At 59.8% G+C, this 19,229-nt stretch carries 18 protein-coding genes and 1 pseudogene; 13 read left to right on the top strand and 6 right to left on the bottom strand.

The features are described 5' to 3' along the window. The first annotated feature begins 243 nt into the window (after window positions 1–243). From pqqA to F8N21_RS23590, 4 genes are all read left to right on the top strand, one after another. A complete protein-coding gene (gene pqqA, locus F8N21_RS23605; protein ID WP_010209364.1) occupies window positions 244–315 on the top strand; it encodes a pyrroloquinoline quinone precursor peptide PqqA in 72 nt (23 codons plus the stop codon). 56 nt (window positions 316–371) lie between these two features. After that, window positions 372–1,286, top strand: coding sequence for a pyrroloquinoline quinone biosynthesis protein PqqB (gene pqqB / locus F8N21_RS23600; protein ID WP_150644414.1), 915 nt, complete (start codon window positions 372–374; stop codon window positions 1,284–1,286). Window positions 1,287–1,520: 234 nt separating this feature from the next. Continuing rightward, window positions 1,521–2,684, top strand: a complete 1,164-nt coding sequence (ercA, locus tag F8N21_RS23595; protein ID WP_150644413.1) for an alcohol dehydrogenase-like regulatory protein ErcA — start codon at window positions 1,521–1,523, stop codon at window positions 2,682–2,684. Beyond that, a complete protein-coding gene (locus F8N21_RS23590) occupies window positions 2,668–4,395 on the top strand; it encodes a NahK/ErcS family hybrid sensor histidine kinase/response regulator (protein ID WP_150644412.1) in 1,728 nt (575 codons plus the stop codon). The genes ercA and F8N21_RS23590 overlap by 17 nt, the downstream gene beginning before the upstream one ends. Window positions 4,396–4,401: 6 nt before the next feature. On the opposite strand, the gene F8N21_RS23585 is transcribed toward F8N21_RS23590, so the two are convergent. Further along, window positions 4,402–4,647, bottom strand: coding sequence for a hypothetical protein (locus F8N21_RS23585; protein WP_150644411.1), 246 nt, complete (start codon window positions 4,645–4,647; stop codon window positions 4,402–4,404). A gap of 493 nt (window positions 4,648–5,140) precedes the next feature. Here F8N21_RS23585 and F8N21_RS23580 point away from each other — a divergent pair, with 493 nt between their 5' ends. Then, window positions 5,141–5,353, top strand: coding sequence for a hypothetical protein (locus F8N21_RS23580; RefSeq protein WP_150644410.1), 213 nt, complete (start codon window positions 5,141–5,143; stop codon window positions 5,351–5,353). Here the strand turns inward: F8N21_RS23580 and F8N21_RS23575 are convergent. Beyond that, window positions 5,336–6,685 (bottom strand): cation:proton antiporter, encoded by a 1,350-nt coding sequence (locus F8N21_RS23575; protein ID WP_150644409.1) that lies wholly within the window; start codon window positions 6,683–6,685, stop codon window positions 5,336–5,338. The two genes, F8N21_RS23580 and F8N21_RS23575, sit on opposite strands and share 18 nt — an antisense overlap. 253 nt (window positions 6,686–6,938) lie before the next feature. On the opposite strand from F8N21_RS23575, the gene F8N21_RS23570 reads away from it, so the two are divergent. Genes F8N21_RS23570 through F8N21_RS23560 form a run of 3 tightly spaced genes read left to right on the top strand, consistent with a single transcriptional unit; the run spans window position 6,939 to window position 10,419 of the window. After that, entirely contained in the window at window positions 6,939–8,318 is a 1,380-nt protein-coding gene (locus F8N21_RS23570; protein WP_150644408.1) for an iron-containing redox enzyme family protein, read from the top strand. A gap of 9 nt (window positions 8,319–8,327) precedes the next feature. Then, on the top strand, window positions 8,328–9,281 hold the full coding sequence (locus F8N21_RS23565; RefSeq protein ID WP_150644407.1) for a methyltransferase: 954 nt from the start codon (window positions 8,328–8,330) through the stop codon (window positions 9,279–9,281). 16 nt (window positions 9,282–9,297) lie between these two features. Next, a complete protein-coding gene (locus F8N21_RS23560) occupies window positions 9,298–10,419 on the top strand; it encodes a carboxylate-amine ligase (protein ID WP_150644406.1) in 1,122 nt (373 codons plus the stop codon). On the opposite strand, the pseudogene F8N21_RS23555 reads toward F8N21_RS23560, so the two are convergent. Beyond that, window positions 10,409–10,947, bottom strand: a pseudogene (locus F8N21_RS23555) (Yip1 family protein); the annotation flags it as partial. The gene F8N21_RS23560 and the pseudogene F8N21_RS23555 overlap by 11 nt on opposite strands. Window positions 10,948–10,961: 14 nt before the next feature. Here F8N21_RS23555 and F8N21_RS30560 point away from each other — a divergent pair. The 4 genes from F8N21_RS30560 (at window position 10,962) to F8N21_RS23540 (ending at window position 12,907) form a co-directional block, all read left to right on the top strand. Beyond that, window positions 10,962–11,102: a hypothetical protein gene (locus tag F8N21_RS30560; protein ID WP_191624394.1), complete on the top strand. Its 141-nt coding sequence runs from the start codon at window positions 10,962–10,964 to the stop codon at window positions 11,100–11,102. A gap of 830 nt (window positions 11,103–11,932) precedes the next feature. Next, complete coding sequence (locus F8N21_RS23550; protein WP_150644404.1) at window positions 11,933–12,181, top strand: acyl carrier protein; 249 nt, start codon at window positions 11,933–11,935, stop codon at window positions 12,179–12,181. Between the two features lie 242 nt (window positions 12,182–12,423). Further along, complete coding sequence (locus F8N21_RS23545; RefSeq protein ID WP_191624393.1) at window positions 12,424–12,708, top strand: hypothetical protein; 285 nt, start codon at window positions 12,424–12,426, stop codon at window positions 12,706–12,708. Next, window positions 12,674–12,907, top strand: coding sequence for a hypothetical protein (locus tag F8N21_RS23540; protein ID WP_150644403.1), 234 nt, complete (start codon window positions 12,674–12,676; stop codon window positions 12,905–12,907). Before F8N21_RS23545 ends, F8N21_RS23540 begins: the two co-directional genes overlap by 35 nt. A 703-nt stretch (window positions 12,908–13,610) precedes the next feature. On the opposite strand, the gene F8N21_RS23530 is transcribed toward F8N21_RS23540, so the two are convergent. The 3 genes from F8N21_RS23530 to salA form a co-directional block, all read right to left on the bottom strand. After that, on the bottom strand, window positions 13,611–14,597 hold the full coding sequence (locus F8N21_RS23530) for a helix-turn-helix domain-containing protein (RefSeq protein ID WP_150644402.1): 987 nt from the start codon (window positions 14,595–14,597) through the stop codon (window positions 13,611–13,613). A gap of 327 nt (window positions 14,598–14,924) precedes the next feature. Then, window positions 14,925–16,292, bottom strand: coding sequence for an MFS transporter (locus F8N21_RS23525; protein WP_150644401.1), 1,368 nt, complete (start codon window positions 16,290–16,292; stop codon window positions 14,925–14,927). 204 nt (window positions 16,293–16,496) lie between these two features. Then, window positions 16,497–17,792, bottom strand: a complete 1,296-nt coding sequence (gene salA / locus F8N21_RS23520) for a salicylate 1-monooxygenase (RefSeq protein WP_150644400.1) — start codon at window positions 17,790–17,792, stop codon at window positions 16,497–16,499. A 138-nt stretch (window positions 17,793–17,930) separates the two neighbouring features. Here salA and F8N21_RS23515 point away from each other — a divergent pair, with 138 nt between their 5' ends. Next, window positions 17,931–18,833 carry a LysR family transcriptional regulator gene (locus tag F8N21_RS23515; RefSeq protein WP_150644399.1) on the top strand — a complete coding sequence of 301 codons (903 nt, stop codon included), beginning with the start codon at window positions 17,931–17,933 and terminating at the stop codon, window positions 18,831–18,833. The last annotated feature ends 396 nt before the right edge of the window (window positions 18,834–19,229 follow it).

Genomic DNA, 19,229 nt, shown 5'->3' with positions numbered 1-19,229 from the left:
CCAAAAAGATCGCAGCCTTCGGCAGCTCCTACACGCGTAATCGGGTGTACACAACCCCTGTAGGAGCTGCCGAAGGCTGCGATCTTTTGATCTTTAATCCGCGAACATGTTTTGCCTGACACCCCGCCAACACCCCCTACCAACGCACCCCGCAACCTCCTTCCAAAGTAGCATTCAGTCCCGCCCAACCCCGTGCATTAATGCTTCTACCGGAATAGCCCGGCATAAGAAGAGGATTGACCCATGTGGACTAAACCCGCGTTTACCGATCTGCGTATTGGCTTCGAAGTGACCATGTATTTCGCCAGCCGTTGATTGTTCTCCCGGCCAGTCTTTCCATTGGCCGGGACTCCTCACTGGAGCATTGCCCCATGCATATCCGGATTCTCGGCTCCGCCGCTGGCGGTGGTTTTCCGCAATGGAACTGCAATTGCCACAATTGCGCCGGCGTGCGTAATGGCAGCCTGCGGGCGCAACGACGGACACAGTCGTCGATTGCCCTGAGCGACAACGGCGTGGACTGGATTCTGTGCAACGCCTCGCCGGATATCCGCGCCCAGTTCGAATCTTTCCCTCTGCTGCAACCAGCCCGCCAGGTGCGCGATACGGCGATTGCCGGGGTGATCCTGCTGGACAGCCAGATCGACCATTGCACAGGTCTGCTGAGCCTGCGCGAAGGCTGCCCGCATAAAGTCTGGTGTACCGAGATGGTTCATCAGGACCTCAGCAGCGGATTCCCCTTATTCAACATGCTCAGCCACTGGAATGGCGGCCTGCAATGGCAGCCGATCGGCCTGGAGGGTGAGCCCTTCAGCATCCCTGGCTGTAACCATCTGCGGTTGCGGGCGATCCCGTTGCGCAGCAGCGCTCCGCCGTACTCGCCCCATCGCGGCAACCCACAGCCCGGGGATAACATCGGTCTGTTCATCGAAGACCGGCGCAGCGGCGCCAGCCTGTTCTATGCCCCGGGGCTCGGTCAGGTCGATGATCAATTGCTCGAGTGGATGCAGCGCGCCGACTGCCTGCTGGTGGACGGCACCCTCTGGCGCGACGATGAAATGTGCGTCTGCGAGGTTGGCGACAAGCTCGGCAGCGAAATGGGTCATCTGCCGCAAAGCGGCCCCGGCGGGATGCTCGAAGTGCTTGAAGGCTTCCCCGAACAGCGCAAGATTCTCATCCATATCAACAACACCAACCCGATCCTCGATGAGGACTCGACCGAACGGGCGCTGCTGGAACGGCGCGGTATCGAAGTGGCGTATGATGGGTTGGATATCTTCCTTTAAATATGGGGTGCCCCCAAAAGATCGCAGCCTGCGGCAGCTCCTACGGGATTTGCGTTTATCTGATGTCCACGGGTGTACGGGGTCGGGGTAGGAGCTGCCGATAGGCTGCGATCTTGGCGATACAGCCCGTGCCAAAGATCTTTGAGTAGTGCCCCTACCCATTGGTCTGATTGCATTCGTAACTGGATGCTTTAGGCTGGCTTTTATCTCCCGAACAATAAGAACAGGCTTTCCATGAGCCCTAACTTCAGTCAACTGCGCAAATTCGTCTCACCTGAAATCATTTTCGGCGCCGGCTGCCGGCATAACGTCGGCAACTGCGCGAAAACCTTCGGTGCCCGCAAGGTCCTGATTGTCAGCGATCCCGGGGTGATTGCCGCCGGTTGGGTCGCCGATGTCGAGGCCAGTCTGCAGGCCCAGGGCATTGAATACTGCCTGTACAGCGCCGTCTCCCCCAACCCCAGGGTCGAGGAGGTGATGCTCGGTGCCGAGATGTACCGGGAAAACCACTGTGATGTGATAGTCGCCGTCGGCGGCGGCAGCCCGATGGACTGCGGCAAAGGTATCGGGATCGTGGTCGCTCACGGGCGCAACATCCTCGAATTCGAAGGCGTGGACACCATTCGGGTGCCGAGCCCGCCGCTGATTCTGATTCCGACCACCGCCGGCACTTCGGCCGACGTCTCGCAATTCGTGATCATTTCCAATCAGCAGGAACGGATGAAGTTCTCCATCGTCAGCAAGGCGGTGGTGCCGGATGTGTCGTTGATCGACCCGGAAACCACCCTGAGCATGGATCCGTTCCTGTCCGCCTGTACCGGTATCGATGCCCTGGTGCATGCCATCGAGGCCTTCGTCTCCACGGGCCACGGGCCGTTGACCGACCCCCATGCGCTGGAAGCGATGCGCCTGATCAATGGCAACCTGGTGCAAATGATCGCCAACCCCAATGACATCGCCCTGCGGGAAAAAATCATGCTCGGCAGCATGCAGGCCGGGCTGGCGTTCTCCAACGCGATCCTCGGCGCGGTGCACGCCATGTCCCACAGCCTCGGCGGTTTTCTCGATCTGCCCCATGGGTTGTGCAACGCGGTGCTGGTCGAGCACGTGGTGGCATTCAATTACAACTCGGCGCCCGACCGCTTCAAGGTGATCGCCGAGACGTTCGGTATCGACTGTCGCGGCCTCAATCACCGGCAGATCTGCGGACGGCTGGTGGAGCACCTGATCGCCCTCAAGCACTCCATCGGTTTCCATGAAACCCTCGGCCTGCACGGTGTCAGCATGGCCGATATTCCGTTCCTCTCGCAGCATGCCATGCACGATCCATGCATTCTCACCAACCCCCGCGAGTCCAGTCAGCGTGACGTCGAGGTCGTATATGGCGAAGCCCTCTGAAGAGCAGCAACGGGCCCTGGCCGGTCTGTTGGGGCTGGGCAGCCATTCGGCGCGCAAGACCCATTATCCCGAGCTGGCGGCGCGTCTCGATGAGCTGGAAGCCGAGCGCAATCGCTACAAATGGCTGTTCGAGCATGCGGTGCACGGTATTTTTCAGGCCAGCCTGCAAGAGGGCATGCGTGCCGCCAACCCGGCACTGGCGCGGATGCTCGGTTATGACACGCCCCAGGAAGTGCTGTTTTCCCTGACCGGCCTGGTCGGCAACCTGTTCGTCGGTGGCGCTGGCGAGTTGCAGTCGATCAGCGAGAAGCTGCAGAGCCAACGCAGCCTGCTCGGTTATGAAACGAGGCTGCAACGCAAGGACGGCAGTAGCCTCGATGTGCTGATGAACCTGCTGCTCAAACCCGATCAGGACGGGCTGGTGGAAGGCTTCGTCACCGATATCACCGATCGCAAACTGGCCCAGCAACGTTTGCAGCAACTCAACGATGAACTGGAACAGCGGGTTGCGGCCCGCACCGATGAACTGCTGGAAGCCAACCGTAACCTGCAGCAGCAGATCGCCCAGCGCGAACAGGTCGAGCAGGCCTTGCGCGATGCCCGGGATGCGGCCCAGGCGGCCAATCGCAGCAAGGACAAATACCTCGCCGCCGCCAGCCATGACTTGCTGCAGCCGTTGAACGCCGCACGCCTGTTGATCTCCACCTTGCGCGAGCGGGCCTTGCCCGAGGTTGAACAGGTACTGGTCGAACGCACCCATCAGGCCCTGGAAGGCGCCGAAGATTTGCTTACCGACCTATTGGATATCTCCAAACTCGATCAGGCCGCGGTCAAACCGGATATTGCCTTGTACCGGCTGGACGAATTGCTCGCGCCGCTGGTCTCCGAGTTCCAGTCGGTCGCCCAGGCGGCGGGCCTGAATCTGCGGGCGCGGGTTGGCAATTTTGCCGTGCATACCGACTTGCGCCTAATGACCCGGATCCTGCGCAATTTTCTCAGCAATGCCTGTCGCTACACCGTCGAGGGCAGCATTTTGCTGGGGGCCAGACGCCGCGGCGAGTTCTTGCGGCTTGAGGTCTGGGACACCGGTCGTGGTATTGCCGCCGACCGGCTGGATTCGATTTTTCTCGAGTTCAACCAACTCGACGTCGGTCGCGCCGCCGATCGCAAGGGTGTGGGTCTGGGCCTGGCGATTGTCGAGCGAATCGCGAAAATCCTTGGCTATCGGGTCCAGGTGATCTCCCGGCCTGGACGTGGTTCGATGTTCAGCATCGATGTGCCGATTTCCCGCGAGGTGCCGCTGCCCATCAGCCAGGCGGCGCCGCAACTGATTACCGGCAACCCCTTGCCGGGCCGCCGCCTGCTGGTGCTGGACAACGAACTGAGCATCCTCGAAAGCATGAGCGCATTGCTCGGACAGTGGGGCTGCGAAGTGGTCACCGCCACCGATGAAGTCGGCGCCCTGCAAGCCTTGCAAGGCCGGGCACCGGAACTGATTCTGGCGGACTTTCACCTGGATCACGGGGTGATTGGTTGCGAGGTGGTCAGGCGCCTGCGCGAACATTTCGCACAACCCATTCCGGCGATCATGATCACCGCTGACCGCAGCGATCAATGTCGACGTTCGTTGCAAAAGCTCGGCGCGCCGCTGTTGAACAAACCGGTCAAGCCCGGAAAGCTTCGTGCAGCCTTGAGTCAGATGCTCGGTTAGTGCTTTTCAAGCCGAGCCTTCGGGCTCGGTGTTCTTTTTGAACCCGCGCAAGTTCATCGCGCACAAGCAAAACTGCAGCAGGATCAAGGCATAGGCATCGGTGTGATAGCCCCAGATCACCCACAAGATATTGCTCGCGATAAAACAGCTGAAGCCACTGACTCGGCGCTGCGGTTGGCGCGAACCGATCAGCCACGCGGCGAGTACGGTGACGACCATGGCTGGCCATTGCACCCAATCCAGATAGTCCATTCGCAGGTTTCCTGACCATTGTTTACTCAAGACAACCTCGGTGCATGGCCGTTCCCCAGACATTGTCCTGTCATTTTTGCGAGGAGCGCTTCAGATTGTTCGTCAGACTCAAGAACCACCCCTCACCCTAACCCTCTCCCCATGTTTGTACCGGACACCCCAGGGGGGCGAGGGGACTGACCGCGGGAGATTTAAGATCTACTGCGACCTGAGAGCGCTGCGGTGAATCCATATTCGATACGGATTTTCAGGTCGCAGCACATCAAAAAAACACCTCGGTCAGCCCCCTCTCCCCCTTGGGGCGGTCCGACGTTTCGGGAGGGTTGGGGTGAGGGGTGGATTTCGGATCAGAACGCGGCATCCACGGATATCTGTTAGCTGACCGGCATTACAGCATTGTCCGATGACTGGCGGTCTTTTGAACCGAACGGCGCTCAGGTTCTACTCTCAAAAAAGCATGACCTGAATTCCAGGGTCTTAAGCGAGGTGCTCCATGACTAGCCGATCAAAACGTCCTGACACGGACCCAACCCCGGAATATCCACTCTCGGCACCGATCGATCCACGGGACCCGGAACGCAAGAAAACCCGGGTCGAGCTCGAAGAGGAGGATATGCCGGAGAGTGGCGTGCGAGTCGACGAAGCCGAGGCCGATCCGGATGATCCGGACATTGCCGGCAAGGATGGCTCAGGTCAGCCGAGCTGAGTGCCGTCGCTCGTAGCGGGCCAGCATCGGCTGAGTGCTGACGCCATGCACCAGGATGCTCAGGGCAATGACCGATAAGGTCAGGTCCGTGCAGATTATTGCCTGGGATTGTCCGAGGTCGTGATTCAAGGCGTAAAACAGGTAATAGAGACTGCCGATGCCGCGAATGCCGAACCAGCCAATCAACAGGCGCTGATGGCGGTCCAGCAGCGTGCCCCAGGGCATGGCCAGCACGCACAGCGGGCGGATCACGCAAAACAGGGCAAAGCCGATGGCCAGTGCCCGCCAGTCCCAATGGGTGGCCAGCACAATACCGAGCAAGGTCACCAGGAAGACCTCCATGGCGCGCTCTACCAGGCTGCCGAACGCCAGCATGTCGCCCATCATGATCGCGGCCGCAACCTGGCTGTCCTCAAGGTTCTCAATATCGCCGTGAACGGCTTGCTCCGGTTCGACATTCAGATGGCCGACCACCGGTTGGGCCAGGTGTTCGGCCGGGGTTTGCGAGCCACCGCTGGATTTGACTTCAGCCTGGCGCAAGCCCAGCCCGGCGGCGAACACTGATAGAAAACCGTAACCGTGAATCGATTCGGCCGCGACATAGGCCAGGGCGATCAGTGCCAGGGTCAGGTAGTCATTGGGGGAGAGGGTGCTGTCGGCATTCTTGATGCGCATCAGCAGGGTCAGGTGGCCAAGGCCTTTGCCCATCCAGTAGCCGATGAGCAGCCCGGCAGGCACCGCCCACAGCAGACTGTACAAGGCCCAGTCGGCAAACCAGGCACTGCTGCGGCCTTCCTGTTGCAGGACCAGCAAACCCAGGATCACAAACGGAAAGGCGATACCGTCATTGAGCCCGGCTTCACCCGACAGGCCGAAGCGCACCCGGTCGTAATCCCGCGCATCGTTGACTTGAACCATCCCGGCCAGCACCGGGTCGGTGGGTGCCAGGATGGCGCCAATCAGCAGTGCCATCCCCCATGACAGGCCAAACAGCAGGTGCAGGACCAGGCATAGCCCGCAGATACTCAAGAACATCACCGGGCCGGCCAGGCCGAACGCTACGCGCCAACTCCGGTTAGTCAGCGGTAGACGTAATTTCAGGCCGCTGACGAACAGCGAAAACAGCACCGCCACTTCCGTCAGGTGCTCCATCCACACGGAAGCGCCGTCGATATTCAACTGCAACAGACCCAGCGCAGAAGGACCGATGGCCACGCCCAGCGCCAGGCACACCGCCGAGGTAGTGACCGGCATCCAGCGCAGGTAGGAGGAGGTCAGCGCCAGTGTCAGCAACACGGCACCCAAAACAGCCACCCATAGGATGAAGCTCATGTTCGATTCCCTCCGTGTTGGCTGCGCACCCGAACCGACCAGCCGGCTGCTGCTCCATGACTATTCGAGGGGCCTGCACCTGCTTGGTTCAAACCGGCGCGGGTCATCGCGCCGCTGCCGTTGGTCCGGTGGTTTGGAAGTCGGAATGAATTTTCCCTTCAGCGTTTCGCTCTTTTGCAATAGAGACGTGCCGAGAAGACGTCCTGTCGACGATCAATCAGAACATGCACAGTCAGAATATGAGAGGTAGGCCATGACCGCGCTGACGACACTGGAGTTAAAGGCGGCCAACGTTCAGCCAACTCTGCCATCGGCAGCCGCGCGCCAGCGCTACGATGAGTTGCTGTATGGACCGGACGAACTCGACAAACGCGAGATGTCCAGGGCTTTTCTTCAAGAACAGTTACGGGCCGCTGAAACCTTGCCGAATGATTTGCCCGCGGATCCGCAGGCGCTGCAGCCTTGGGTCGAACAACACTGCGCCAGTGTCGCTCGCCAGTACGCCGAGTATCTGCAAGGGCGCAAGGCTGGTGGTTCGCGGCGCTTCTTCAACAACAAGGCGCATGCCTTGTATTTCCTGCAGGCTGTCGCACCGACCAAACTGGTGGATGGCGCCTGGCTCCATGGGCTGTTGCGGCAGTGGCACGATGGGCGTTTGGACAACCTGCTGCGCACCTATCTGGAAGAGTTGGGGGAGGGCATCCCGGCACAGAATCATGTGCTGATCTACCGCAAGCTGCTTGCCAGGCACGGCCTGGACCCCAATGCCTGCGCTCAGGACCCACATTATCTGCAAGGCACCGTGCAATTGGCCCTGGGCCAGTGCGCCGAAGAATTCCTGCCCGAGGTCATCGGCTATAACCTCGGTTACGAACGACTGCCGTTGCATTTGCTGATCAGCGCCTATGAACTTCGGGAATTGGGCATCGACCCCTATTACTTCACCTTGCACGTGACCATCGACAATGCCAGCAGCGGCCATGCCCACAAGGCCGTGCAGACCGTATTGCAACTGCTGCCGGTTGAAGCCGGGCGCGACGACTTCTATCGGCGAGTGGCGCTGGGCTACCGGCTCAACGACCTTGGCCTGGGTTCAACGGCGGTGATTCAGTCCTTCGATCTGCAGCGCGAAGTGTTCGAGATGCTCGAACGCAAACGGCCCTTCGGCCAGCACATGCACTCGGATTTCTGCCGATTTGCCGGCAAGACCGTCAACCAATGGCTGGCGGCCCCGGGGCAACTGCCAGCATTCCTGGCCATGCTGGAGAGCCAGGGCTGGATCAAACGTCATCAGGATCCCCAGGCCAGTCGATTCTGGAAGTTGATTGAAGGCTGCGGCGCGGCCATGTTCGGGGTGTTCAGCCCCTATGAAAAACAGCTGTTGCACGACTGGATCGCGGGCGACTGGCAACCTGCAAACCGTCCTGCGCCGGTGTGGCGCGAGCGTGACGGGTCAATGGCGCAGGTAGCAGACGACCCGGACATCCGGCACCTGCAAACCCAGCTGGCCGGATGCAGCGGCGAAAGGCAAATGGAGCTGTTGATTCCCTGGCTGTCGCCGCAGCGCCATTCCCATCCCGCCGGGCTGTGGGCTACCCGGCTGTTTGGCGAACTCAAGTCCAGTCTGCGCTAGGAGTTCTGCATGGATCAGCCAGCACAACTGTGCAGCGCCGACCTGGCGTTGTTGCACCTGGGCCGCCGCTTGCAGGCGGACGGTTATCACTTCATCACCGGCACGCCGCTGACTCACCAGCGGGTCAATACACGTGCCGCCAATCAACGGGCGAAATCCCTGCGCGATGTGTTTGGCTGGTCGCGGCCGTTCACCCCTGGATTATTGGCGGCCGATGAACTGCAGCAGATGCAACAGGCAGGCATTCTCGAGCAGCGCGATGGGCTGATGTTCAGCAGCGTGCGCTGGTCGAGCCTGGAGGGTCTGCTGTTGGTGCACTCGGGTTTTCCGACCACTGCCAGCGATGCGGTGTTTTTCGGCCCGGACAGTTATCGCTTTGCGCAGTTGATCAGGTCGCACCTGCAACATGACTACGGTGCCATCCGCCGGGCCGTCGATATCGGCTGCGGCGCCGGCGTTGGCGCCATCCTGATTGGCCGGGCCCGGCGCGACGCAGAGGTGCTGGCGGTGGATATCAACCCATTGGCGCTGCGCATGACCGCCGTCAACGCGGCCTTGGCCGATGTAGCGAATGTCAGTGTCCACAGCAGTGACGTACTGGACGGGGTGGTCGGTGAATTCGATCTGATCGTTGCCAACCCGCCGTATATGCTCGACCCGGCGCAGCGGACCTATCGTGATGGTGGCGGCGCGTTTGGCGCCGAACTGTCGCTGCGGATTGTCGAAGAGGCCTTGCCGCGCCTGGCGCCAGGCGGTTCTCTGGTGCTGTACACCGGGGTGGCCATGGTCGAGGGCAGCGATCCTTTCCTTCAGGCCTTGCGCCCCTGGCTCACCTGCGCGGTCTATGCCTGGACCTACCGCGAACTGGACCCGGACGTGTTCGGCGAGGAGCTGTTGACCCCCGGCTACCAACGGGTGGAGCGGATTGCCGTGGTCGCGTTGATCGTTACTCGCAGCCGTTGACTGTACGCAGGCAAACATGAACAAGACCTTGAACTTCGGGATTGAAGAGGAATACCTCATCACCGATCTGGCAACACGCACCATGCTCAGCCAGCCGACCCGGCAGCTGATTGCCGAGTGCCAGGCTGCCCTGGGCAGCCATTTTGCCTTTGAGATGTTCCAGGGGCAGATCGAGGTCGCGTCACCGGTCTTCGCCAATCTGGCCCAGGCCAACGAGTATCTGACGAACGCTCGCGGCAGGCTGGTGCAGATTCTTGAAAACAACGACTTGGGCCTGCTCTGTGCCGGCAGCCATCCGCTGGCTGACTGGCGCTTGCAACAGGCCACCGACCAGGAGCATTTCCGCAAGCTGTTCAGAGATTTCCAGCGGGTTGCGCAACGCAGCGTGCTGTGCGGTCTGCATGTACATGTCGAGGTCCCGGACCGGCTCGACCGCATCTGCGTGATGAACCAGGTACTGCCGTGGTTGCCACTGTTGTTGGCGCTGAGCAGCTCTTCACCGTTCTGGGACGGTGCCCCGAGCGGATTCATGAGTTATCGCCAGGTGGCGTGTGACGAGTGGCCGCGCATGGGGGTGCCGGAATACTTCGAGAATGAACAGGCTTACCGTGACTACCTCCAGCTGTTGCTGCAAACCGGCTCGATCAGCACCCCTGGCGAATGCTGGTGGGGCCTGCGGCCGGCGGCACGTTATCCGACTCTTGAACTGCGCATGACCGATGCCTGCCCGCGCCTGAGTGACGCCTTGTGCATCGCCTCGCTGTTCCGGATCATGGTCGGCCATGCCATCGAGACGCCGCAGCCGGGCGCGGGCTACAGCCAGACTTCGCAATGGATCCTCAAGGAAAACCGCTGGCGCGCCAAACGTTTTGGCGTTCATGGCCACTTCATCCGCGAGGGCAGTGCGCTGATGCTGTCGGCCGGGCAATGGCTGGATTGGGCGCAAGAGACCTTTCTCGCCACCGCCGAACAGTTGGGTGAGGCCCAGGTGTTTGAGCAGGCCCGGCAGATCCTGGAGGAGGGCAGCAGCGCCGATCGGCAATTGCACTGCTTCGACCAGGCACAGGCTGCCGGGTTGTCGACTTCGACCGCGCTGGCGCGGGTGGTCGATCAATTGTTAGGCGCGGCTAACCCATAAGCGCACGCAGATACTCGGGTGTCAGCACGTTAAACCACAGCAGAATCATCGACACCAGTATCGTCACCAGCACCAGCAATCCGACGCCCCAGGCGCTCGCCGAGTACAGCATGCCTTGCTCCTTGCCCACGCGCATGAAGTTTGGCAAACCGGTGAATAGCAGAAAGGTCGAATAGACCGACGCGAGACCCAGCACGCTGACCGCCAGCCAGCGCCCCGGATACAGACCGGCAATCCCGGCGATAAAGAAGGGCGTTGCGGTGTAGGCGACGAAACCGATGCACTGATTGACCGTGGGCTGTGCTTCGAAGGTGCGCGACATCCAGCGGATGAACAGGCCCATGATTGCGATGCCGGCGAGGATGGTCAGGTACAGCAGGGCACAGAGCTGCAACGCGCTGGCGCTGCTGAGCTTGACCGTCTCGCCCTGCGCCAGGCTCCAGCCCACCGCCGTGGTGCCGATAAACAGGCACACCGTCGGGATCAGCGCCAGCAGCAACAAATGGTCAGGTAGTGCCGAGGGTGCGTATCACAATGCGCTTTTGCGTCTTGCCGAAGAGTTGCTCAAGAATGACGTAATCAACGCATCAGGCTGTTTGGAACTCAAGACTCTGGCGGACGCCGCCTATTCACAAGCGCTCGAAGAAGCGATCAGCACTCGGCTGGACGATCCCGAAGCCTGACCTTCTGGCGCAACTCCTATTAAACGTTCACAACTCAATGGCTGCTGCCTCCTGCGTGGCCCACGTTTACCCGCCAACTCCGCCTCCAGACCTGCCGGTTCCGACACCTGCGCCACCCGTGCCGACGCCAGTGCGGGGGCCGGTGAAAGTGCCGGTGCCATTTCCCATTGAGTCGACACCGCTATGGGTGGACCTGGGGTTGTGGTTGCTGGATGTACCCGCGCGGTGGCTGTCATTGGGGTCTGCAGCCGTTCCCCACGCAGGGTTCAGGTGGGTTGCTGGCGGGGCATGGCCGAGCCCACCCATGGCAGCGGGGCGGTTGCCGCTGGAGGCGCTGGAGCGACTGCCCCAACTCCCGCATAGGTTGAGATACAGACCGCTGTAAGCAGCCCAGCTAGAATCAGCGCGCTGGTGTTCCTGGCGATCATGGCGTGACTCCCGTTATTGCGTCGTTACCTGACATTGTCCAGTGCCCGAGTGTCAGGTGTCGTGCGCGTGACCAACGGTCGATCTTCGCCAAAGACCTGCCACATTCACACAATCCCTCGTAGGAGCTGCCGCAGGCCGCGATCTTTTGATCTTGCTTCGGGCACTCTCCAGAACTGCCAAACGTTCCCTGCCCCATCCACTAAAATCCATCTAAGCATGCTGTAAATAATCGCAAAAAACTCTGAAAACATATTGGGAACTGTCATTTATTACAGGTTTCGCGCGGTGCCTTAGTGCATATAATCCAAACACCTACCCGCTAAACTCTAAAGCCTCGCGGGATGTATTGATATTTCGTCCGTTTAATAATGGGAGTAATAATTATGTCAGGCAGAGGGCTAATGACAAGAGAACTAATTCAAAAAAGAGTAATAACAGTCCTAGGATCACATGATAAAATTCCTCCGGAAAAATTAACGCTAGACTCACATTTTGCGAATGATTTAGGCTTGAACTCTCTGGATGTCGTTGAAGTTATGTTGGCAATGGAGGATGAATTCGGCTTCGAGATTTCTGACGCAGACGCAGAGAGGCTCATGTGCCCAAGTGATATAGTTCAATATATTTATGATAAAGAGGATATCTTTTAATAATTTTCGGACGAAAGAGAGGGCGGATTTATTTATAAACGTCTTCAAGAGTGGTTGTTAAAATAGATCTGTCCCATTTTTACGAATCAGACGCTATAGCGTTTTGAGGCCCGGGATGAGCAAGGGTTTCATCTTTTTTACCAGTGGCAGGGCGCAAGGTTGTACTCCTTTGGTCCAAGAGACTGAACGTCTGATGGCAATGAAACTCTCAAGTTATAGAGACGTTCGTCAGGAGCACCATCATGGTTCAACGACGTAAGCAGCATCTTTCCCAATTATCGCTTCGACTCATGGCGTTACGCGCCCACGTGTGTGAATTCAAACACGATGAACTGGTCATTCGACGCACCCTGTGCGGTGGACCGGCAGCGGACGGCGGGCAGGCACTGGATCACGCGTTCGACGAAATACGCGAGTCGATCAACCATACGCAAGCGCTGCTTGAAGCGCTGGCCGACGCAACCGGAAATGCAGAAGTGGTGAGGACTAGCGATGAGCGACGAGAAGGCGCTGCAAGCCTGGTATGAGCTGCTCGACGATACTGGCTATCGCACCGATTCACCGGATGCGTATCACAATGCGCTTTTGCGTCTTGCCGAAGAGTTGCTCAAGAATGACGTAATCAACGCATCAGGCTGGATGGAACTCAAGACTCTGGCGGACGCCGCCTATTCACAAGCGCTCGAAGAAGCGATCAGCACTCGGCTGGACGATCCCGAAGCCTGACCTCGCACAACGCCCCCTCACAGGTTTACCGCTCATTGTTCCATGCCGGAGGTGACCTGGCGGTCTGTGGGAGCGAGCTTGCTCGCGAAGGCGGCCTGGCAGCCGGCCTGGCTCTTGAGGGTGTACATATCCATTTCTGCGGTAACGGCCACTTAGGGTTTCGCCCTTACGGCGAGGCCCTTTTGGCAAACGCCCCAAAAGGACCCAAAAGGTCTTGCCCCGAGCGTACGGCACCTCGCCAAGGCTCGGTGTTCCCTCGCTCCGGCATTCATCAGGGGGCATCGCCTCCGGTCTGCTTCGCGACGACCTCCTCTCGATGTGTTCGACTTCGTCGAACGGCGCTTCGCGCCTCCCCCCTGATGAACGCCTCCACTCGGCCTTCCGAAGGGGCGAGTAGATCAAAAGCCAAAGCAACAGCAACAGCAACAGCAAAAGCAAGGCGGCCTACCGGCCGACCTGTTTGTGTGGGTACACATGCGCCCTTGTAGGAGCTGCCGCAGGCTGCGATCTTTTGATCTTGCCCCTGAGCAATCTCCAGAACCGCCCAAAGATCGCAGGCTGCGCCAGCTCCTACGCCGGCTGTGGTTGGCGGCGAAGCACGGGCACAGCACACCCCCGTAGGAGCTGCCGCAGGCTGCGATCTTTTGATCTTGCCCCTGAGCAATCGCCAGAACCGCCAAAAGATCGCAGGCTGCGCCAGCTCCTACGCCGGCCTTGGTAGCTGGCGAAGCTCTGGCACAGCATCGCTGAAATAGTCGGGTGGGTTCTCTGGCCTGTCTTGCCCCCCCGCAAGGATCGAACCTGATAGCTGAACACCGCCTCCACGAGGATCTTGTGCGTTCAAGCGGAATATCCTGGGCGTGAAACCGGTGTAGCGATGGAAGACGCCGGTGAAGTGACCTTGTGTGCGAAAGCCCACCTCGGTGGCTATGTCGATGATCGGAGAGTCGGTACCCGCGAGCAGTATTTTGGCGCGCATGATGCGCTGGATCAGGATGAAGAGATGCGGAGAGTGTCCAGTCGACTGCTTGAACATTCGAGCAAAGTGGCAGGGGCTCAGGTTTACGATACTGGCCAATAGTTCGACGCTTATCCGCTCGCACAGATGGTCGGTAATGAAGTCGCGCACACGCTGCATCTTATAGGCAGTCAAGCCGCCATTGGGAGCGGCCTTGGCGTGTCCCTCCACCAGGTAGTTCCTGGCAATATGCGCGACCAACAGCGCGGCAAATGCATCCAGAAAGGCGCTGGTAAGTCGGTCAGGGCTGAGGAATTCTCTTTCAATAACGTCACAAAACTCGCGGATCAGCGGGTTGGCCGTAGCATGCGGCTCAACGAACGTCAGATTGCTGCTGCCCAGGGTGGAGATGGCTGTGGTTCTGAAGAACGGTCCTTCAATACTGAGGATAAGGGTGTTTGAACCCGATCGGTCTATCAGTGAATGGGGCAGTTGCGGTGGAATAAAACAGATGAGCGGCGCCCGGATGCAGGACGTGCGGGTTCGAGTGGAACCCGTGCAACAGGTCGCGAATAGATTGGCGGCTGCCTTCGGTACAAGAATGTCGAGTGAATCGCGAGTGCGCGTGCCGGCGAAATCCGTTTGGCTCAAGTAGGCAATGCGCATGGCGGGTGCCATCGCTGCATTCGCGCCGGGTGGGTCGTCGTTTGCTGTATGAGTGGTGTCACGCATGGGGAATCCCCCTTTTGGCAACCGTTTTTGCGCTGCCGACGGCAGTGCATTGGACGTTCCAATCTGCGAACTCAGACCAATCGCTCGCACTATCTGAATAGCAGGACAGCAAAGCGTTTGTGGACTAAGGGACGCCACTGGCGAATTATTGACAGAATAATCAAGTGTGGTGCAACACAGGGATAGCGCAAATTTTTTCTGCGGGTTGCACAACGATCGAAAAAAGTTTTTCGGAATAGACAGGCACTGGTTTTGGCGCTTGCAGGGTTCAGCGCAAAAGGCGACAGGGTTGGCACAGCCCCCGGGTGCGCCGGGGGCCGGACGGAGTCACCGAGTTTCGTTGGCGCAGGAAGATTCCAAAGGAGGTATCGGGGCGAGGCGGGTGAACGCTTGCCGTGCAGGCTGGTGCCATAGGAACACCCCCATGGCCAGAACGCCGACCACCCCGGGAGCGGCAAATGTCAGGAAGCTGAACTGCAGCGGCAATTGCGCCGCATGCAGCGCGCCGCCGAGCAGCGGACCAATGATCGCGCCTATGCGTCCGACTCCCATCGCCCAGCCCAGGCCTGTCGAGCGGATATGGGCCGGATAGAATTGAACGGCGCAGGCGTTGGCCAGGATCTGGGTGCCGATGGTGCTGGCGCCGGCAATGGCGATCAGCAGGTACAGCACCCATACCGGCGACTTGAGTGCCAGCAGGCTGAGGGAAAGTGCGCCCAAGGCAAAGAACCCCAGCAGCACGCGTTCGATGCCGACACGGTCGCCGAGCCAGCCGCCACCAATGGCACCGAATATGGCACCGAAATTCAGCACGAGTAGAAAGGCCAGGCTCGAGTTCAGGCCATAGCCAGCCGTATGCATCAGTTTCGGTAGCCAGGAGCTGAGGGCGTAGACCATCAGCAGGCAGCAGAAGAAGGCCAGCCACAGCATCAGGGTGTTCAACTTCCGGCCATCCTGTAACAACTGCAGGATCGAGACGTGGCTCGCCTGGCCTTTGGCCAGGCCCAGCTGATCATCGGGTTGCGGCTGGTAGTCTGGAGCCGCCTTCTGCAGCAGCCCCCGGGCTTTGTCGACCTGGCCCGAACGCAGCAGGAAATTGAGGGATTCCGGCAGTTGGCGAACCAGCAATGGCAAGACCAGCAGCGGAATGACCGCCACGATGAATACTGCCTGCCAGCCCCAGCGCGGCATCAGCAGCATGCCCAGGCCTGCCGACAGCATCCCGCCTATTGAATAGCCGCTGAACATCACCGCCACCAGTGTGCTGCGCATTTTCCTGGGCGCGTATTCGTTCATCAGTGCGACCACGTTGGGCATGACGCCGCCGATGCCGAGCCCGGCGATGAAGCGACAGAGGGCAAACTCCGTGGGAGTCTGCGCGAAAGCATTGATCAGGGTGAATCCGCTGAATAGGATCACACAGGTCATGATGGTCTTGCGCCGTCCTATACGGTCCGACAGCGGGCCGAAGAACAGTGCCCCGAGCATCATGCCGAACAGTGCGCAGCTGCCCAGAAGTCCGGCCTCCACGGCGGTCAGACCCCAGTCTTGCATCAAGGCGGGCAGCACCACGCCATAGATCACCAGGTCATAGCCGTCGAAGACGATGATCAGCGCGCACCAGAACAGCAGGCGTCCATGAAACGAATTGAAACGGGCCCCGTCAATCAGGGCATTTACGTCGATAGTACGCATGGCTTGGCTCTTCTTGTCATTGTTATAACGCCTGGAACGAAGGTCTTGCGACGGAGTCCCCGTTGACTGCCGCTGGGCTGTAGGAGCTGCCGCAGGCTGCGATCTTTTGATTTTGCTTCCGGGCAATGTGCAGAACCGCCAAAAGATCGCAGGCTCCTACGCCGATCGTGTACATCCACGAGTTGCCGGATGAACACACCCCCTTCAGTGGCTGCTGCACCGGGCCTCCCAACCCAGCAGCTCGCGAGCCCGGACAACGTCTGCGTCCAGATCGTGATTCCACAGCCAGTCGAAGCGGCTTTCCAGCGTAGAGGACAAAGTGTCCTCGTCGGCACCCACCTGCGGATCGCGTAGCTCGTACAACTCACCGGCTTGCCGTGAGGTTCGCTGCACGCGACAGGCACGTGGACGGCGCAGCGTGTCATAGGCCGCGAGCATCGCGGGCAGATTGGCATTGCTCAGCCGTGGATCGCCGAGCAGGCGTGCCAGGAAAAACGCGTCTTCCAGACCTTGTCCGGCACCGGCACCCTGGTGTGGCAGCGTGGCGTGAGCGGCATCGCCAATGAGCGCGATCCGGCCATGGACGTAACCCGGTAGTTCGGCCAGATCGTGCAGCGCCCAACAGCTTGGCGCGGGAATGCATTCGAGCAGGATTCGCGCGGCATCGCCCCAGCCCGCGAAGGCGTCGAGCATCTCGCGCTGGCTGGTTTCGCGGACCCAGGGAGTGTCCTTGGGCCAGACCGGCTCCGGCTCGCTGCGGTCGGACACGAAGGCGACCACGTTGATGAGTCGACCCTGTTTGACCGGGAAGGTGAGGATATGGCCGTCCAGCCCCAGGTACATCTGCGGCACATCGATCAGATGCTCATCGATGCCTTGGGCGCGGTAGGCTTCGCGCAGTTTCTGGCTGTCGATCAGCCCGCGATAGGCGCAGGTGCCGCTAAACCGGGGCGCAGCAGGTGGCGCACCCAGCCCCTCCAGAACATGGCCTCTTAACGCCGACTTGATCCCGTCCGCGCCGATCAGCAGATCGCAGCGATAGTCGCTGCCATCGGTGAACACCACTCGGGCTTCGTCGGCGTGCTGCTCGATGGCGGCCGCGCGTTTGTTGAACCGGGCGATGCCGGCGGGAAGGCGACTCGCCAGCGCATCCAGAAAATCCGCGCGGTGTACCGAGGACTGGCCTACCCCCGGCGCCACGCTGGCACCCAGGTAATGGGCATCGGTGCTTCGACGCCACTCGAACCATACGTCCTGCCAGGGCTCGGGTGTACGGTCGGCTATCTGTCGATAGGGTTCGGCCAGACCCAGGCCGGCAAGCGCGCGAACCGCGTTGGCGCCGAAGGAAACACCTGCGCCAACCTCACCGAAGGCTGGAGCGGATTCGAACAGTTGGATATCGAGATGGCGATGACGGCAAAGATCCAGGGCAAGCGCGACGCCGGAAATACCGCCGCCAACAATCCCGATACGCAAGGCTGAGCTGTTGTTGTTAGTCATTGTGGTTACCTGTGGTCGCTTTGTTTTTGTACGACCGATGATCGCGGGTCGAGTACTATTAATAAATACGTCGAAACCCATACAGGCTATTACCAGCGTGAATATTACTCACCAGAAGGCGCCAGCCTTGGAGCTCCCATGGAACTGCGCGATCTGGATTTGAATCTGCTGGTGGTGTTCAACCAGCTTCTGCGGGACCGAAGAGTGTCTACAGCCGCGGACAATCTGGGCCTGACCCAGCCCGCGGTAAGCAACGCTCTCAAACGCTTACGCCTGGCTTTGCAGGATGAGTTGTTCGTGCGCACTTACCAGGGCATGCAGCCCACGCCCTATGCCGAGCAACTGGCTGAACCCGTCGCCCTTGCCTTGAATACATTGCGCGATGCCCTGAACCGGCAGGACAGCTTCGATCCCTCGACCAGCGAGCGGGTGTTCACCCTGGCGATGACCGATATCGGCGAGATCTATTTCACCCCTCGGCTGATGGATGCATTGGCGAAACAGGCGCCGAAATGCACGATCAGCACCGTACGGGAAAATCCCATGAGCCTGCGCGAGGACCTGCAGAACGGCGCTGTAGATCTGGCCGTTGGTTTGCTGCCGCATCTGCAGGCGGGGTTCTTCCAGCGTCGACTGTTCCATCACCGCTACGTATGCCTGTGCCGTAAGGACCATCCGGCCACGCGGGAGTCTTTGACGCTGGAGCGTTTCTGCTCATACGGACATGTCCGGGTGATTTCGGCCAATACCGGCCATGGCGAAGTCGATGCCTTCATGGCACGGGAAGGTATCGAGCGCTCCATACGCCTGGAGGTGCCGCATTTTGTGGCGGTCGGGCACATTCTTCAACGCACCGACCTGCTGGCGACCGTGCCTGAACGCTTCGCCGCCTGCTGCGAAGAACCGTTCGGTCTGACGTCGCTGCCCCACCCTGTGGCGCTGCCGGAGATCGCCATCAATCTGTTCTGGCACGCCAAATATCACAAGGACCCGGCCAACCGCTGGCTTCGCCAGTTGATGTTCGATTTGTTCTCGGACTGAGCGGCGCCATTGGATGTAGGAACGAGCTTGCTCCGGGCGGCGTTCCGACGATGACGGCCTGACAGCCGGCCTGTCTCTTGCGGATGTACCCAGATCAACTGTGTGGCTTGCCTGCGATAGGCGGCCTGACAGCCGGCCTATTTCTTGCGGTACCCAATCCCACTAATGTAGGAGCTGCCGCAGGCTGCGATCTTTTGATCTTGGCTTTTGGTCGGTGTACCTATCCATTTCTGCGGTAACGGTCCCTTTATGTTTTCGGACGTGTTCGCCGGTGTCCCGGCTTCCTGCGATCCCGCGAAAATAGTGCGCCATCCTCTTCAACCAGCCACCGAATGTAGGCTGATTCGGCGAAGGGTATAGGAACGCTCCTGATGAGACTTCAGGGGCTGGAACGGT

The sequence above is a fragment of the Pseudomonas fluorescens genome (assembly GCF_902497895.1).
Classification (GTDB): domain Bacteria; phylum Pseudomonadota; class Gammaproteobacteria; order Pseudomonadales; family Pseudomonadaceae; genus Aquipseudomonas; species Aquipseudomonas fluorescens_BP.
The sequence above is the reverse complement of the archived record's forward strand: the minus strand, read 5'-3'. Positions and strand labels throughout refer to the sequence as shown.